17 protein-coding genes and 4 tRNA genes are annotated in these 16,225 nt (G+C 58.1%); 4 read left to right on the top strand and 17 right to left on the bottom strand.

The genetic code is table 11. From position 1 onward, the window contains the following. Position 1 precedes the first annotated feature (1 nt). Complete coding sequence (locus BS300_RS10810) at positions 2-820, top strand: Cof-type HAD-IIB family hydrolase (RefSeq protein ID WP_071912668.1); 819 nt, start codon at positions 2-4, stop codon at positions 818-820. Positions 821-871: 51 nt separating this feature from the next. On the opposite strand, the gene BS300_RS10805 is transcribed toward BS300_RS10810, so the two are convergent. Then, complete coding sequence (locus BS300_RS10805) at positions 872-1,435, bottom strand: DUF2799 domain-containing protein (RefSeq protein ID WP_042030775.1); 564 nt, start codon at positions 1,433-1,435, stop codon at positions 872-874. A 207-nt stretch (positions 1,436-1,642) separates the two neighbouring features. On the opposite strand from BS300_RS10805, the gene BS300_RS10800 reads away from it, so the two are divergent. Both BS300_RS10800 and BS300_RS10795 read left to right on the top strand, forming a co-directional pair. Then, on the top strand, positions 1,643-2,482 hold the full coding sequence (locus BS300_RS10800) for a 2OG-Fe(II) oxygenase family protein (protein WP_042030776.1): 840 nt from the start codon (positions 1,643-1,645) through the stop codon (positions 2,480-2,482). A 214-nt stretch (positions 2,483-2,696) separates the two neighbouring features. Beyond that, on the top strand, positions 2,697-4,007 hold the full coding sequence (locus tag BS300_RS10795; RefSeq protein WP_005343219.1) for a sodium-dependent transporter: 1,311 nt from the start codon (positions 2,697-2,699) through the stop codon (positions 4,005-4,007). Positions 4,008-4,010: 3 nt separating this feature from the next. Here the strand turns inward: BS300_RS10795 and BS300_RS10790 are convergent, their stop codons facing one another. Further along, positions 4,011-4,730 carry a transporter substrate-binding domain-containing protein gene (locus BS300_RS10790; RefSeq protein ID WP_071912666.1) on the bottom strand — a complete coding sequence of 240 codons (720 nt, stop codon included), beginning with the start codon at positions 4,728-4,730 and terminating at the stop codon, positions 4,011-4,013. A gap of 416 nt (positions 4,731-5,146) precedes the next feature. Here BS300_RS10790 and BS300_RS10785 point away from each other — a divergent pair, with 416 nt between their 5' ends. Further along, on the top strand, positions 5,147-6,460 hold the full coding sequence (locus tag BS300_RS10785) for a sodium-dependent transporter (protein WP_071912664.1): 1,314 nt from the start codon (positions 5,147-5,149) through the stop codon (positions 6,458-6,460). Positions 6,461-6,726: 266 nt separating this feature from the next. On the opposite strand, the gene BS300_RS10780 is transcribed toward BS300_RS10785, so the two are convergent. The 15 genes from BS300_RS10780 to BS300_RS10710 form a co-directional block, all read right to left on the bottom strand. Further along, a tRNA-Val gene (locus tag BS300_RS10780) sits at positions 6,727-6,802 on the bottom strand. 16 nt (positions 6,803-6,818) lie between these two features. Beyond that, positions 6,819-6,894: transfer RNA gene (locus tag BS300_RS10775), tRNA-Lys, on the bottom strand. Between the two features lie 23 nt (positions 6,895-6,917). After that, positions 6,918-6,993, bottom strand: a tRNA-Val gene (locus tag BS300_RS10770). A gap of 31 nt (positions 6,994-7,024) precedes the next feature. Continuing rightward, positions 7,025-7,100 (bottom strand) — tRNA-Lys (locus BS300_RS10765). Positions 7,101-7,274: 174 nt separating this feature from the next. Further along, a complete protein-coding gene (ybgF, locus tag BS300_RS10760) occupies positions 7,275-8,084 on the bottom strand; it encodes a tol-pal system protein YbgF (protein ID WP_071912662.1) in 810 nt (269 codons plus the stop codon). 12 nt (positions 8,085-8,096) lie between these two features. Continuing rightward, a complete protein-coding gene (gene pal, locus BS300_RS10755; protein ID WP_033113510.1) occupies positions 8,097-8,621 on the bottom strand; it encodes a peptidoglycan-associated lipoprotein Pal in 525 nt (174 codons plus the stop codon). 49 nt (positions 8,622-8,670) lie between these two features. Then, entirely contained in the window at positions 8,671-9,996 is a 1,326-nt protein-coding gene (tolB, locus tag BS300_RS10750; RefSeq protein ID WP_041209179.1) for a Tol-Pal system beta propeller repeat protein TolB, read from the bottom strand. Between the two features lie 3 nt (positions 9,997-9,999). Next, the gene (gene tolA, locus BS300_RS10745; RefSeq protein ID WP_041209180.1) at positions 10,000-11,124 is read right to left on the bottom strand and encodes a cell envelope integrity protein TolA; all 1,125 of its coding nucleotides are present in this window, start codon (positions 11,122-11,124) and stop codon (positions 10,000-10,002) included. 5 nt (positions 11,125-11,129) lie between these two features. Next, positions 11,130-11,576 carry a protein TolR gene (gene tolR / locus BS300_RS10740; RefSeq protein WP_033113513.1) on the bottom strand — a complete coding sequence of 149 codons (447 nt, stop codon included), beginning with the start codon at positions 11,574-11,576 and terminating at the stop codon, positions 11,130-11,132. After that, entirely contained in the window at positions 11,576-12,265 is a 690-nt protein-coding gene (gene tolQ, locus BS300_RS10735) for a protein TolQ (protein ID WP_041209181.1), read from the bottom strand. The genes tolR and tolQ overlap by 1 nt, the downstream gene beginning before the upstream one ends. Beyond that, complete coding sequence (gene ybgC / locus BS300_RS10730; protein WP_033113515.1) at positions 12,266-12,661, bottom strand: tol-pal system-associated acyl-CoA thioesterase; 396 nt, start codon at positions 12,659-12,661, stop codon at positions 12,266-12,268. 105 nt (positions 12,662-12,766) lie between these two features. Next, on the bottom strand, positions 12,767-13,078 hold the full coding sequence (locus tag BS300_RS10725) for a cyd operon YbgE family protein (protein WP_041209182.1): 312 nt from the start codon (positions 13,076-13,078) through the stop codon (positions 12,767-12,769). Beyond that, positions 13,065-13,181 (bottom strand): cytochrome bd-I oxidase subunit CydX, encoded by a 117-nt coding sequence (gene cydX, locus BS300_RS10720; protein ID WP_026456928.1) that lies wholly within the window; start codon positions 13,179-13,181, stop codon positions 13,065-13,067. Before cydX ends, BS300_RS10725 begins: the two co-directional genes overlap by 14 nt. A 14-nt stretch (positions 13,182-13,195) precedes the next feature. Continuing rightward, positions 13,196-14,332 carry a cytochrome d ubiquinol oxidase subunit II gene (cydB, locus tag BS300_RS10715; protein WP_041209183.1) on the bottom strand — a complete coding sequence of 379 codons (1,137 nt, stop codon included), beginning with the start codon at positions 14,330-14,332 and terminating at the stop codon, positions 13,196-13,198. An 11-nt stretch (positions 14,333-14,343) separates the two neighbouring features. Next, on the bottom strand, positions 14,344-15,900 hold the full coding sequence (locus tag BS300_RS10710; protein ID WP_041209184.1) for a cytochrome ubiquinol oxidase subunit I: 1,557 nt from the start codon (positions 15,898-15,900) through the stop codon (positions 14,344-14,346). Positions 15,901-16,225: the final 325 nt, after the last annotated feature.

Here is a 16,225-nt window from a genome sequence, read left to right as displayed (position 1 = left end):
TATGAGTGAGTACAAGGCCATCGCCCTCGATATGGATGGCACCCTGCTGACCCGGGATCACAAGATCTCGTCGGCCACCCGGGCGGCACTGGCGCAGGCGCGTGCCCACGGCATCAAGGTGCTGCTGGTCACCGGGCGCCACTTCATGACGGCGCGCCCCTTTCACCACGAGCTGGCGCTCGATACCCCCATCATCTGCAGCAACGGCGCTTGCCTCTACGACCCGACGACAGACCGCATTCTGACTGGCGATCCGCTGGCCAGCGCCCCGCTCAACGCCCTGCTGGCACAAGTCGAAGCGCAGCAGATGGGCGCCCTGTTCCACCTGAGCGAGGGGATCGGCTACATCGGCTGCGAGGAGCATGTCACCCGCATCCGCCACTGGTCGGCCAATCAGCCGGATCACCTCAAGATCGCCATCCATCCGGTCGAGGAGCTGGCAGGCTGGCTCGACAACCCGGTCTGGAAGCTGGAGTTGTTCAATCAGGACCCGGCGCGCCTGCACCGCTTTATGGACGAAGAGCGCGATCTCATCCCCTTCACCCGCGACTGGGCAGCCCCCTATGCGGTGGAGCTGGTGCAGCCCAGCTGCAGCAAGGGCAACCGGCTGGCCCGGTGGGCCGCCAGCGAGGGCATTGCGATGGAGCAGGTGGTGGCGTTCGGTGACAACAACAACGACATCAGCATGTTCGAGCAGGTGGGGCTGGCAGTAGCGATGGGCAATGCGGCGCCGCAGATCCAGCACCATGCCGATCAGGTCACCGCCGATCACAACGAGGATGGCATTGCGCTGGCGCTGCAGCGCTGGGTTCTGCCCTGAGCGGACAGGATGCAAGATGGCCAGCCGAGATGGCTGGCCACAAGAGATGGCTTAGTTGCCGAAGGAGAACTGGATCACCCGATCCGGGTAGCGCAGCCGGTCATATTCACGGCGCAGGGATTCATAGTGGCGAATGGCGCGATTGCGCTTGGCGCGGTAGTAGTCGCGCTGCTCGCTGTTGGTCTCGTTACGGATGCTGCGCTCGAGATCGTCGATATCCCGCTCGGTGCGCTCCAGCTCGTCGCTGATCTCCCGCAGCCGGGTCGCCAGCTGGTACTCTTCATAGCCGCGCTGGTACTGCTTGAGGAAGCTGGCGTCATTGGGACAGACACCGCGATACTCCTGCCCCTCCTTGCCCTTGCTGTAGGCCAGCTCGGGAATGCAGTAGAGCTCCAGCCCCTTGTCGTAACCCCGTTTCCACTCCGCCTCGTCCACCTTGAGGCCATACTCGCCGCAGGTGGAGACATAGTCCCGCGCCTGATTGCGGGTCTTGCCCTGCTCACCATCCTGATAGCCAAGGTTGTACCAGCTCATGGTGCGGCACTCATCTTCCGACAGGGAGCTGCATCCGGCCAGCAGCAGTGGCAGGGTGAGCAACAGGATCTTCGAGGACATGGACAGACTCCGGAAAAGACAGTGGCTGGCATTCTAGTGAGGATGGGCAGGCAGGACAAGGGAGCCACTCTCGTCACTATCCGCCTCTTTTATCTGATGTTTTTATCACTATCAGACAGGGGGCGGCCGCTGGAGGCCGCGTCCCTTTCCTTGTTACGGCTTGCAGGGTAAACTGCGCCATCTTTTAACTGGCGCGCAACAAAAACAATGAAAGTCCTGACCGTCGATTACCGCTCACCCGATGCGGCCCAACGCTTCACCGAATCCCTGCGTACCACCGGCTTTGGTGTGTTGACCAACCACCCCATCCCGAAAGAGCTGGTGCAATCCATTTACGACAACTGGTATCGCTTCTTCATGAGCGAGCAGAAACAGGATTTTCTGTTCAACCGCGAAACCCAGGATGGCTACTTCCCGCCATCGGTCTCCGAGGTGGCCAAGGGCCATAGCCAGAAAGACATCAAGGAGTACTTCCACATCTACCCCTGGGGCCAGATGCCGGCAGAGCTGAAAGAGCAGGCGATGGAGTACTATCGCCTGGCCAACGGTCTGGCCGCCGAGCTGCTGGGCTGGGTTGAGCAGCATACCCCGGCCGATATCGCCGCCAACTACAGCTGCCCCCTCTCCTCGATGATCGACGATAGCCAGAAGACCCTGCTGCGGGTGCTGCACTATCCGCCGTTCAACGGCACCGAGGAGCCGGGTGCCATCCGCGCCGCCGCCCACGAGGATATCAACCTGCTCACCATTCTCCCCGCCGCCAACGAACCGGGTCTGCAGGTGAAGGGTTCCGACGGCGAGTGGATGGATGTGCCGTGCGACTTTGGCACCCTCATCATCAACATCGGTGACATGCTGCAGGAGGCCTCCCGCGGCTACTACCCCTCCACCACCCACCGCGTCATCAACCCGACCGGCGGCAGCGCCAGCAAGTCACGCATCTCCCTGCCGCTGTTCCTCCATCCGCGGCCCGAGGTGGTGCTCTCCGAGCGCCATACCGCCCACAGCTACCTGATGGAGCGGCTGCGCGAGCTGGGCGTCATCTGACCTGCCCTGCCAGTCTGGCATCACCCCAAAACCGGAGCAAAAATGCTCCGGTTTTTATTTGTTGGCACAATCACGCAAATAAGCGAATTTTATTAGGCGATTATGCCAACAAATCGTATTTACGGCTGACAGGCTGCGTAGTGATTGCGGACCCCTTTCCGTAATATGAGCGCCATTCTGGCCCAGCCATGGGCCCTCGATTGGAGTTCAAACGATGCAGTCCCAATGGTCCTCCCGCCTCGGCTATATTCTCGCTGCCGCCGGCTCCGCCGTCGGTATCGGCGCAATCTGGAAGTTTCCCTACGTCACAGCCGTCAACGGCGGTGGCGCCTTTTTGCTGGTCTTTCTGCTGTTCAGCTTCACCCTGGGGGTTGCGGTGCTGATGGGCGAGACCCTGCTTGGCAGCATGAGCCGTCGCGGCGTTGCGGGGGCATTTGGCGAGCTGCTCGGCAAGCGCTGGAGCTGGGTCGGCGTCATGGGGGTGCTGAGCACCCTGCTGATCTTCTGCTTCTACAGCGTGGTGGGCGGCTGGACCCTGGGTTATACCGGCATGGCCGCTGCCGGCCAGCTCAATCATGGGGATGCGGCGGCCCTCACCGCCCGCTTCAATGACTATGTCAGCGGTGACGTCTGGCCTATTCTCACTCATCTGCTGTTTGCGGCACTGACCTGGATGGTGGTGCAGGGCGGGATCCAGAAAGGGGTGGAACGCACCCTGCGCTGGATGATGCCGGCCCTGTTCGTGATGATCCTGATGCTGGTCGCCTTTGGCCTCACCCTGCCCAACGCCATGGCGGGGGTGCGCCACTTCCTGATGCCCGACTTCAGCAAGCTGGGGATGTCCGGCGTGCTGGATGCCATGGGGCTGGCCTTCTTCTCCCTCTCCATCGGTCTGGGTATTCATACCACCTACGGCGCCTACCTGCCCTCCAGTGAAGGGGTTGGTCGCTCCAGCCTCTGGGTGGTGCTGCTGGCCAGCATGGTGGCGGTACTGGCGGGCTTGATGATCTTCCCGGTGCTGGCATCGACCGGTATCGACCCCGCTGCGGGCCCGGGCCTCACCTTCATGACCATGCCGGCGGTGTTCCAGCTGTTGCCCTTCGGTCAGGGTCTGGCGGTGATCTTCTTCTCCCTGCTGGTCTTTGCCGCGCTCTCCTCCGCCATTTCGCTGCTGGAGCACCTGCAGTGCTTCCTGTGCGAAACCTGGGGCTGGTCGCGTCGTAACGCTTGCAGTGCCATCACCCTGTTCGTCATGGTGTGCGGCATTCCGGTCAGCCTGTCGTTTGGCCCGCTGCAACATGTCACCCTGTTTGGCAAAACCATCTTCGAGCTGCTCGACTTCATCACCTCCAACCTGATGATGCCGCTGTTCGGCCTGATGCTGACGCTGCTGCTGGGCTGGAAACTGGGGCGCAAGGCGCTGCCGCAAGGGCTCTCTGCCCACTGGCATCACCTGCTGATGAACTGCTGGCGCTGGATTGCTCCACTGCTGATCGGCGGGATCCTGGTTCGCGGTCTTATCTGAGGATCAGTGATGATGGGTGGGCTCACCGGCCCGCCCCTCTATGGCTCTCACCTTGTCCAGGGCACGTTGCCAACGGACTATCTCACCATCGTCAGTGGCTCTGGAGAAGGCGATGTAGAGGCCAGCCTCATGGAGCAGCACGCCACTGCTGGCCACGCTGTGACGGGATAGCCCCATCTTGTCGAGGGTGGCATCCATGACTCTCTCCGCCATCGGCAAGGCATCTATCTTGCCCAGCATCAGCCGCTCGATGGCCTCTGTCACCGTCTTGTAGCGCACCAGATTGGTGTAGCCCTCGTGGGTCAGCCGCACATCATCCGCATTGCCAAGCACCACCCCGACTCTCGGCAGTTGACGCAGCTGGGCCAGTTCGGTCAGTGGCCGGGCACTGCCCGGCGCCTGATAGATAAAGACCCGGTTGATAAAAAGCGGGCCCACCCATTTGAACAGCGCCTCCCGCTCCGGGATCCGCTGCACCACAAAGAGCGCGTAACCCGGCTCGACCTGAGTCAGCGCCAGCGCGCGCTTGAGCGGATAGAGCCGGACGGGATAATCACTACCCAGCTCATGCTGCACCTGCTGCACCAGTCGAATGGCCAGACCGTCGAGCTTGCCGTCGCGGGACTCGGTAAAGGGGGGCAGATCATGACTTAGCAGCGTTAATCCCGGCTGGGCCGACAAGCTCAGACTCAACAACAGCCAGGGCAAAACCATCCATCTCATACGACATCCTGTCTCATGTTTGGCACCTGCCGGGTCAGCTGATGACCGCAAGTTCCACAAGAAGCTAGCTGGAGTATCGCCCAGTAACGGGTGAAAGGGGATAAAAGATAGGGCACACCAGCCCCGCCTCTGCGGTGAACCATGAAGACAGCCGATCGCCATCAAAAAAATTTTATTTTATGTGTCAATTTTTCTTTCCATGGTTTAGGCTGTCCCCTCATTCACTATTCAGGCTGTCACCCATGTCTGCCATCCTCGTGCTGTTTGGTCGATTTTTTATCTCGCAAGAGAGGTGACCTTGCACGCACAGTTTTCTGAATGTTCATTGCAAAGGTCGCCTCGGGCGGCCTTTTTGTTGTCTGTCGTTTATTGCTACAGAGGAGTATTGCTTCGATGTCGTGTTACCCGGAGGTTGTATGAGCCAGGTTCAGTGGTCTTCCCGTCTTGGTCATGTGTTGGCCGCAGCAGGTACAGCGATTGGCCTTGGTGCCATCTGGAAGTTTCCCTATGTGACCGCCACCAATGGCGGCGGCGCCTTCCTGCTGGTGTTTCTGCTGTTCAGCTTCACCCTCGGGGTAGCGGTACAGGTCGGCGAGACCCTGCTCGGCAGCCATAGCCAGCGCGGGGTGCTCGGAGCCTTCCGCAAGCTGGTGGGGCCGAACTGGCGCTGGATGGGGTATATGGGGATCGCCTGCGGCTTCTTTATCTACAGCTTCTATAGCGTGGTGGGCGGCTGGACCGTGGGTTACGCCACGCTGGCGATGGCTGGCAAGCTCAACCTGAGCGAGGGAAGTGCCCTCACAGCCCTGTTCAACAGCTACGTCAGCAACCCCTGGTGGCCAGTGCTGACCCATCTGATCTTCGCAGGCCTGACCTGGTGGTTCGTGCAGGGCGGCATTCAGAAAGGGGTGGAGCGGGCGCTGCGCTGGATGATGCCGGCGCTGTTCATCATGATGTTGCTGCTGGTGGGGGTTGGCCTCTCCATGCCCGGCTCCATGGCGGGTGTGCGCCAGCTGTTGCTGCCGGACTTCTCCATGCTGACCGGCCAAAGCGTGCTGGATGCGCTGGGACTGGCCTTCTTCTCCCTCTCCATCGGGCTCGGGGTACATACCACCTATGGCGCCTACCTGCCCAATAGCGACGGCGTGGTGCGCTCCGGCGTCTGGGTCGTTACCCTGGCCAGCCTGATCTCGGTACTGGCTGGGCTGATGATCTTCCCGGCGCTGACCTCCACCGGCATCGACCCCACTGCCGGGCCCGGGCTCACCTTTATGACCATGCCTGCCGTCTTCAGCCATCTGCCGTTCGGTCAGGGGCTAGGGGTGGTCTTCTTCCTGCTGCTGCTGGTCGCCGCGCTCTCCTCCTCCATCTCCATGCTGGAGCATCTGGTACGCTTCACCACCGAGGAGTGGGGCTGGTCACGCCGCGGCGCCTGCCGGGTATTGACCCTGCTCATCATGGCTTCCGGCATTCCGGTGAGCCTGTCGTTCGGCCCATGGAGCGATCTGACCCTGTTTGGCAAAACCATCTTCGAGCTGCTCGACTACCTCACCTCCAACCTGATGATGCCGCTGTTTGGTCTGGTACTGACCCTGCTGCTGGGCTGGCGACTGGGTGATGCCATTCTGCCTGCAAGCCTGTCACCCTCCTTGCGCCTTGCGCTGCTCTGGTGCTGGCGCGTGGTGGCTCCGCTGCTGATCAGCGGGATCCTGATCCGCGGGATCATGTAACGTCGACCATCGCGATGAGGGCAGGCTCTGGCCTGCCCTTTTTCTTGCCGCTCGCCAGAGGCGGCTGTCAAGGAGCGGCAATTAAGATGAGCAGGTATCAGCAGACCAAGAGCGGGAATGGAAAAGGGCGCTTGGAGCAGGCGGGATAGGTTAAGAGATCGAGCAATAGAAAATGCTGATCACTGAATTTCAGGCAAAAAAAATCCCCATCTGAGTGGGGACTTTCTCTGCAACCGCAGCTGATATCTCAGCCTCGCTTGCGAATATGGTGGTCGTTACTGGGATCGAACCAGTGACCCCCTCCTTGTAAGGGAGGTGCTCTCCCAGCTGAGCTAAACGACCTGGGATTCTGAAATGATGGTGGGTCGTGCTGGATTCGAACCAGCGACCAATTGATTAAAAGTCAACTGCTCTACCGACTGAGCTAACGACCCATCTAAATCATTTTTTTACAAACTGGTGGTCGTTACTGGGATCGAACCAGTGACCCCCTCCTTGTAAGGGAGGTGCTCTCCCAGCTGAGCTAAACGACCTGGGAATTCTGTCTCCACCTGGTGGAGAAAATGGTGGGTCGTGCTGGATTCGAACCAGCGACCAATTGATTAAAAGTCAACTGCTCTACCGACTGAGCTAACGACCCTCACCACGACCAGTACCGACGGCATTACTGCTTCGGCTCTGACGGCGGCCTATATTACGGATTTAAATTTCCGGTGCAACAGAAAATTCGTAATTTAAATCCGTTTGCTCACTGTGCGTACAAATGCAGGCTGTTTTTACAGTACCGTTACGAAAACAGTGACATACGGCAATGTTACAGCTTGCTCAGGCTCTGCTTCGCCAGCTGTGCCGGAGAGGTGTTGGGGTAACCCTTGATCACCTGCTCGTAGAACGCTTTCGCCTCGGCCTTCTTGCCATCCAGCTGTGACAGCATCCCCAGCTTCAGCAGGGCATCGGCGCGCTTGGGCGACTTGCTGTACTTGTTGGCGACGGTAGAGAACTGGGCGGCAGCACCGGCTCGGTCACCCTTGTTGAACAGCAGCTGGCCCAGCCAGTAGTGTGCATTGGGGACATAGCTTGAACTGGGGTACTGCTTGATGAAGCCCTGGAAAGCCGGAATGGCTTTGTCGTAGTTCTTCTCTTTGAGCACCATGTTCACGGCAGCGTCGTAGGCCTGATTCTCGTCCTGATTGGTCGAGTAGTTGACGGCCGGGGCCGGATTGGCGGCTGTGGCGGCAGCTGGTGCGGCGGCGGCCGGAGCAGCGGCCTGCTGCTGGCTGCTCACCTTGTCCAGCTCCTGGTAGAGCTGACGCTGACGCTCTTGCGACTGCTCCATCAGGTAGGTCTGCTGCTCCAGCTGACCACGCAGCTCGGAGACCTCCCCTTGCAGGGAGTCGACCTGCTGCTGCAAGTCGGCTTGCAGTCGCAGACGGGCGTTCAGGGTGCGCTCCAGCAGGGCAACCCGATCTTCGAGGCTACCGGTGGGCACGATGGCGCCGTTATTGCCACTCAGGACAACGCCGCCGGAATCCCCCCCCAAATCGCTGACCGGAGCCGCGGCGTGGGCAGAGACTGCAAATAAAACGGCCATCGAAATGGCCGCTTGCTTATACACAAAATTCATCCGTATAGAACCTTAGTAAACCAGAACCGCACGGCGGTTTTTGGCAAAGGCTTCCTCGGTGTGGGACAGATCCAGCGGCTTCTCTTCGCCATAGCTGACGATGGAGAGCTGCTCGGCCTGCACACCCAGGGTTTGCAGATACTTGGCAACAGCCTTGGCACGACGCTCACCCAGAGCGATGTTGTACTCCGGAGTACCGCGCTCATCGGCGTGGCCTTCGATCAGTACTTTCACGCTCGGACGCTCGCGCAGGTAGCTGGCATGGGCATCCAGCAGATCAGCGTACTGACCCTGGATTTCGTAGCCGTCAAACGGGAAGTAGATGACGTTGTCGCGCTGCAGCGCTTCGAACTTCTGACGCATCTGCTCTTCCGGGGACAACATGCCGTTGGCGCCACCGGTTTGTACACCGCCCATGCCGTCGGTCATACCTGATTCGGCACCAGCAGAGCCTGAATCAGAAGAGGAGCTACAAGCAGCCAGGGTGAACAGTGGCAGTGCGATGGCCAAACCCTTGAGCAGTTTATTGAGTTGCATGCTATTTCCTTAAACCTTTATAACAAAACAAAAAACAATTGGATTTTTATCAATTCAAGAAGGGCGACCAAGCTGGTGCACGAATTTCACCGCTACTGGTCGGAAGCACAGCCTTGAAGCGACCATCAGTCGACACCAACGCAAGACTCTTACGACCCTGATAGATGGTGGCATAAATGATCATGCTGCCATTGGGAGCCACACTTGGGGACTCGTCCAGTGCACTCTGAGTCAGGACCAACTGGGCATTGGTGTCCATATCCTGACGGGCAATACGGTATTGCCCTTGAACCCGGGTCACCATCACCATGATCTTGCCATCAGGTGTGATGGATGCGCCCTGGTTGGATTCACCTTCCCAGGTCATCCGGCGAGTCATGCCAGTCGCCAAATTTACGCTATAAATCTGGGGTTTGCCACCACGTTCAGAGGTGAACAGCAAATTTTGCCCGTCCGGCATCCAGGAGGGTTCGGTGTCGATCACCCGGCTGGTGGTGACCCTGGTCAGCTGCTTGCTAGCGACATCAACAACATAGAGGTTTGGTGACCCGTCCTTGGAGAGAACGATAGCTAGACGACGACCATCCGGAGACCACTCCGGCGCACCGTTGATACCGCGGAAGCTGGTGATCAGGCTGCGCTGCTGGGTGTAGATATCCTGCACGTAAATCTCGGATTTCTGGTTCTCGAAGCTCACGTAGGCCAGCTTGCTGCCATCCGGCGACCAGGCCGGGGACATCAGCGGCTCGCGGGAGCGCAGCAGGGTCTTCTCGTTGTAACCATCGTAGTCGGAGATCCGCAGCTGGTACGGGAACTGGGTCCCCTGCTGTACGGAAACGTAAGCCAGACGAGTCAGGAAGGCACCACGCTCGCCGGTCAGACGCTCATAGACGATGTCGGAGATGCGGTGGGCGAACTGACGCATCTGGGCACCCGGGATGGTCGCCATGCGGCTATCCAGGATGTAACCGTTGCTCTCGCCACCCTGCGCCTTGGCCAGCTGGCCTTTGAGCACATCGACCAGTTCGAAGTTGATCTTGTAGGTACCGTCACCCACGGCGGCGATGGAGCCTACCACCACAGCCTCGACCCCCTGGGCAGCCCAGGGTGCGAAGTTGATTTCGCTGCTGCTGCTCGGGGTCTGCGGCATCTGGCTGCGCGCCAGCGGCTTGAACTTGCCGCTGCGCATCAGGTCGTTGGAGACCACTTCCGCGATATCCTGCGGCAGCTGGCCGTTGCCTTCCCACTTGAAGGGGGCAACGGCGACGGGACGGGCGCTGTCAATGCCGCCAGTGATGACGATATCCAGAGCCGCATGGGCACTCTGGCCCAGCAGCAAACAACCAACCAAAGCAAAAAACACTTTTCTGATCATGGCTTAAATACTCGGTTCCAATTTGAGGTTAAATTCCTTCAACATCTCGAATGCCGCAGGATCCTTCGGCACCGGCAACTGGTTGGCCTTCAATACGGCCGCTTTACCGGAACGACATACCGCCGGGTCACCCTGGCCGTTATCCACCGAAATGACAAAGCCACTGCTCGCAAGACGTACGCCGATAGTACATGTTTTGCCCCGCATGGTGGGATCCAAAATCATATAACGCTCAACAGTGGCCTTGATGAGTGCCGCATATTTGTCGACTTCACCCTTGGCTGCCGCCGATGCAGCCTGACTGCGCGCATTGGCTTCAGCCGCCATCTGCTGCTCCATCATGGCTTCCATCTCTTTCTGCAGCTTGGCCTCTTCTGCCTTGCGCTTGCGCTCGGCATCCGCCTTGGCCTTCTTCTCGGCTTCGGCTTTGGCTTTTTTCTCTGCGTCAGCTTTTGCCTTTTTATCAGCCTCTTCCTTGGCCTTCTTCTCGGCCTCGGCTTTGGCTTTCTTCTCGGCTTCTGCCTTCGCTTTTTTCTCAGCTTCGGCTTTGGCCTTCTTCTCGGCTTCCGCTTTCTTGGCCTTGGCCTCTTCAGCCTTGGCTTTCTCTTCCGCCTGTTTTTTCTCGAGCTCTTTCTTTTTCTTCAGCGCGAGCGCCTTGGCATCTTCCGCCGCTTTCTTCTCGGCTTCAGCCTTCTTGGCTTTCTGCTCTTCCAGCTTGCGGGCTTCCTCGGCTTTCTGGGCCTTCTCTTCCGCCTGCTTCTGCTCAGCCTCTTTCTTCTGCTTTTCGGCTTCGGCCTTGCGGGTCGCCTCTTCGGCCTGCTTGCGCTTGGTCTCGGCAATACGCAGGCGCTCCTGCTGCTCGGCCAGCTCGCGCTTGGCCTCTTCCGCCTCTTCCTTTTTCTTCTGCTGTTGCTGTGCAGCCTTGGGCTGAGCCTTCTGCTGCTGGATCTGCTGCGCCTGCTGGGCCAGGAATTCGCTATCCAGCATCACCGCATTGACGATCTGCCCCTGCGACTCGGGCCGCTTCGGCTTGCTGAAGTCGAGACCGACAAACAGGATGATGCCGATGATCAGGTGCAGCAGAAACGATGCGATGAGATAACCGGAAATACCACGCTTCACATCCATCTCCGTCAATTCACCGGATCAGTCATCAGGCCAACCTGAGGAACACCGGCTTTCTTGAGGGCCACCATCAACAGGATCACCTCTTCGTAGCGCACCGACTTGTCACCGGCCACCACCACGGGAGCATTCTGGTTGATGGCCAGATAGCCCATGGCTTTCTCGGTGATGTACTGCTGCATCGCTTCGGGCGTGCCGCTTGGTACCGGCTCATCCTCGGCTTCGCCAGCCTTGATGACATATTCGCCATCGGTGTTGACGCTGACGATGAAGGGCGGCTTGGCATCTTCCGGCAACTGCTCGGATTCCGCCTGCGGCAGGTCAACCTTGACCCCCTGGGTGATCACCGGCGTTACCGCCATGAAGATGATAAGCAGCACCAGCATGACGTCGATATAGGGAACCACGTTGATCTCGGCCACCTTCTTGCGCCGGATCCGCTGATAGGTTTGCATTACTGATCACCCTGCTGCTGTGCAATTTGACGGTTCAGAATGGTGGTGAACTCGTCCATGAAGTTGGCGTAGGCGTTCTCCAGCTTTTCCACCTTGTTGGAGAAGCGGTTGTAGAAGATAACGGCCGGGATGGCGGCAAACAGACCCATGGCGGTGGCAATCAGCGCTTCCGCGATACCGGGGGCTACCATCTGCAGGGTCGCCTGCTGTACCTGACCCAAGGCGATAAAGGCGTTCATGATCCCCCATACGGTACCGAACAGGCCGATATAGGGACTGATGGAGCCGATGGTCGCCAGGATGGGCAGGTTGGATTCGAGATCGTCCACCGCACGGGAGAGGGAGACGCGCATGGCACGGTAGGTACCGTCCATCACCGCATCCTGACCGCGGGCGCCGGCCTTCAGCAAGCGGGCATACTCCTTGAAACCGGAGTAGAAGATATCTTCCATGCCTTCGATGTCATCGCGGCGGGAAGAGGACTCCTGATAGAGGCGATTGAGATCAACCCCTGACCAGAAGCGATCTTCAAACTGCTCAGATGCGATATTGGCAGCCTTGATCGCCTTGGAGCGCTGGATAATCAGCGCCCAGGAGACAATCGACATGCTCATCAGGGTCATCATGACCAGTTTTACCAACAGGCTGGCTTGCCAAAACAGGCCAATAAACGAAATTTCAGCGTGCACTTACAGCACTCCCTTCACATTTACAGGTATTGCAACAGGTTTCATTTGCGGATGACTGACACAGGCTATCTGTACCATGGCCTGAGTGACCAGTCGCCCATCAGCCGCCAGGATCTGCTGTGAAAAACGCATGGATGCGCGTTTCACTTCAGTCACTTGCGTTAACACATTCAAAAGTTCATTAAAACGGGCCGCCGAGCGGAAATCGATCTCTGTTCGACTCACGACGAAGGCATATCCCTCCTGCAACAAGACGTCCTGTTCGACCCCTTTGGCACGAAGGAACTCGGTGCGAGCACGTTCCATAAACTTGAGATAATTGGCGTTGTAGACGATGCCCCCGGCGTCGGTGTCCTCGTAATAGACACGCACCGGAAACTCATGGACTTCCCCCATAACAATCTGTGATCCATTCGACAGTCAGATGGGGGGCTATCATAGCGCAGGGCTGAATAGGAAAGAAGCAGGGGGAAGCAGGGAAATCCTGCCTCCCCCTGTTTTTTATGAGAGGAAATATGAATGTGTCAGCCAAAGGCCATACAACAAACTGGGCCAGGCGAGCCAGGGGTTGAACAGGATCCGCCCGAACACGCTTTTCAGATGAAAGCCGAGTCCGTTCAGGATGCCGCAGCAGACCGCCCACATCAGCCAGAACGACAACCAGTGGCCGTGGCTGCTGGTGTTGGCTGCTATCAGATTGGGGGCCTGCAAAATAGCGACGGCCAACAAGGCCGCCGCGAGCAACATCAACCCTTGCCATGGCTGGCGCTCCAGTGGAGCAGCCAGCCTGGCCAGTCGATCACTTATCCTCATCGATCTGACGATCCATGTTCTCGGTATGTTCCAACCACAGCGCATTAATGATGCCAAATGCACAGGCCAGCAGCAGACCCAGGATCCAGGTGAAATACCACATTATCAGGGCTCCTCTTAGTAGGCCGAATGTTGGTTATCTTCGATGTGCTTGTTGGTCACCCGGCCAAACATCTTGATGTAGGTCCAGATGGTGTAACCCAGCACAATCGGTACGAAGATAGCTGCGGCCACTGTCATCACCTGCAGGGTGTTGAAAGAGGCAGTGGTATCCCACATGGTCAGGCTCTGTGACGGCTCAAGGCTTGAGGGCATCACGAACGGGAACATGGAGAAACCGGCAGTCAGGATCACGCCCGCCATCGCCAGGGAGGAGGTAGTGAACGCCACCCAACCTTTGTTCAGCATGGCGAACAGCGCAGTCAGCAGGCTCATGGAGAGACCCAGAACCGGCGCGGCAATCATCCACGGGTAGAGGCTGTAGTTGTTCATCCAGGCGCCAGCCTGCAGCACAACTTCCTTGCCCAGCGGGTTGGAGACCGCATCGTTGGCCGCAGCCTTGACGATGACATAGCCTTCCATGCCGCTAACCCACCAGCCAGCCACCGCGAACAATACCAGCAGCAGCAGCGAGCTGCCGATGGCGGCGGTACGGGAGCGAGCCAGCACTTCGCCTTCGGTCTTCATCATCAGCCAGGTCGCGCCCTGAGCCAGGAACATGCTGAGGCTGACGATACCGGCCAGCAGGCCGAACGGGTTGAGCAGGCCGAAGAAGTTGCCGTGATAGGTGGACATCAGGAACTGGTTGAATTCGAACGGCACGCCCTGCAGCAGGTTACCGAACGCGACGCCGAACACGATGGGCGGAACCGCACCACCGATGAACAGGCACCAGTCCCAGTTGTTGCGCCATCTCGGGCTCTCCAGCTTGGAACGGTAGTCAAAACCGACCGGACGGAAGAAGAGCGCCATCAGGGTCAGGATCATCGCCACATAGAAGCCGGAGAACGCAGTTGCGTAAACCAGCGGCCAGGCAGCGAACAGAGCGCCACCCGCAGTGATCAGCCACACCTGGTTGCCGTCCCAGTGGGGGGCGATGGAGTTGATCATGACGCGACGCTCGATATCTTTCTTGCCGACGAAGGGGAGCAGTGCGCCCACCCCCATGTCGAAGCCGTCAGTGATGGCGAAGCCAATCAGCAGCACGCCGACCAGTACCCACCAGATGACACGCAGAGTTTCGTAATCAAACATGGCCACTCTCCTTATGCCTTGAGCTGTTCAAAGTGATACTTGCCGGTCTTCAGGCTGCTTGGGCCGAGGCGGGCAAACTTGAACATCAGGTACATCTCGATCACCAGCAGCACTGTGTAGAACAGGCAGATACCGATCAGAGAGAACCAGATTTCAGCGGCAGGCACATTGGAAGCGGAGACAGAGGTCGGCAGCACTTCGGCAATGGTCCAGGGCTGACGACCATATTCGGCAACGAACCAGCCAGCTTCGATAGCGATCCACGGCAGCGGAATACCCCACAGCAGACCCTTGAGCAGCCACTTGCGCTGGCCGATCTGGTGACGGGCACTGTCATAGAAGGCCATACCGATCAGCACCAGCATCAGCATGCCGACGGCAACCATGATGCGGAAAGCGAAGAACAGCGGCAGTACCTGCGGGATGGAGTCATCCACGGCGGCCTTGATCTGCTCGTCGGTAGCGTCGGTCACATTGCTGGTGTAGCGCTTGAGCAGCAGACCGTAACCCAGATCCTGCTTCACTTCATCGAAGCGAGCGCGGGTTTCGTCAGACTTGTCACCAGACTGCAGCTTGGTCAACAGATCGTAAGCGGTCATACCGTTACGCACGCGCAGTTCGTGCTCGCTCTTCAGATCCTTGAGACCGGTGACCTGAGTATCAAGGGAACGAGTCGCGATGATGCCCATGGCATAGGGGATCTTGATGGCGTAGTCGGTGCGCATCTCTTCCTGATTCGGAATACCGAACAGGGTAAAGGCAGCCGGAGCAGGCTCAGTTTCCCACTCGGCTTCGATGGCAGCCAGTTTCACCTTCTGCACTTCACCGGTCTCGTAACCGGACTCGTCACCCAGCACCAGTACGGAGAGGATGGAAGCCATACCGAAAGCGGCCGCGATGGCGAAAGAGCGACGGGCAAAGGCCACATCACGATTCTTCAGCAGGTAGTAGGAGGAGATGCCCAGAACGAACATGGCGCCACAGGTATAGCCAGCAGCCACGGTGTGGACGAACTTGACCTGAGCAACCGGGTTGAACACCAGGTCTGCGAAGCTCACCATCTCCATCCGCATAGATTCGAAGTTGAACTCGGCACCGACCGGGTTCTGCATCCAGCCGTTGGCAACCAGGATCCAGAGGGCAGAGAGGTTGGTACCCAGCGCCATCAACCAGGTCGCAACCAGGTGTTGATGCTTGCTCAGGCGATCCCAACCGAAGAAGAACATGCCGACGAAAGTAGATTCAAGGAAGAAAGCCATCAGACCTTCGATAGCCAGCGGGGCACCGAAGATATCGCCAACATAGTGGGAGTAGTAAGCCCAGTTGGTTCCGAACTGGAACTCCATGGTCAAACCGGTCGTTACCCCGAGGGCGAAGTTAATGGCGAACAACTTACCCCAGAACTTGGTCATGTCCTTGTAGATGGGGTTGTTGGTCATAACATAGACAGATTCCATGATCGCGAGAATGAAGGTCATTCCCAGCGTCAGGGGGACAAACAAGAAGTGATAAAGGGCCGTCGCAGCGAACTGGAACCGCGATAGGTCGACCACATGCTCAGCAATCATGATGTTTCCTCACCGATTATTGGCACGGCTATTTTAAGTTTTAAGCACAAAGCTTCCGTTGATGGCCATCAAATGGGTCCCGCCATGAGCACTCACAACAAAACCCCATTACTAACAACCAGCATTAACAACAAGGCAATAACTGAGAACAAAGAAAGCTAATGTTTAACATTTATAAAACAACCAGCTGGAATTTATTCTCGCCCATGATGACTGTGGTTTTATATCACCTTTATTTGATTGAAATCAATGTAAAAGCACCCGCAAAAGATGACCGCAAAAGGCATTTTTAAACTATTTAACGTCTGATGACATGAGTCAGATC

This window comes from Aeromonas sp. SCS5, from assembly GCF_001887375.1.
Lineage (GTDB): Bacteria > Pseudomonadota > Gammaproteobacteria > Enterobacterales > Aeromonadaceae > Aeromonas > Aeromonas jandaei.
The sequence above is the reverse complement of the archived record's forward strand: the minus strand, read 5'-3'. Positions and strand labels throughout refer to the sequence as shown.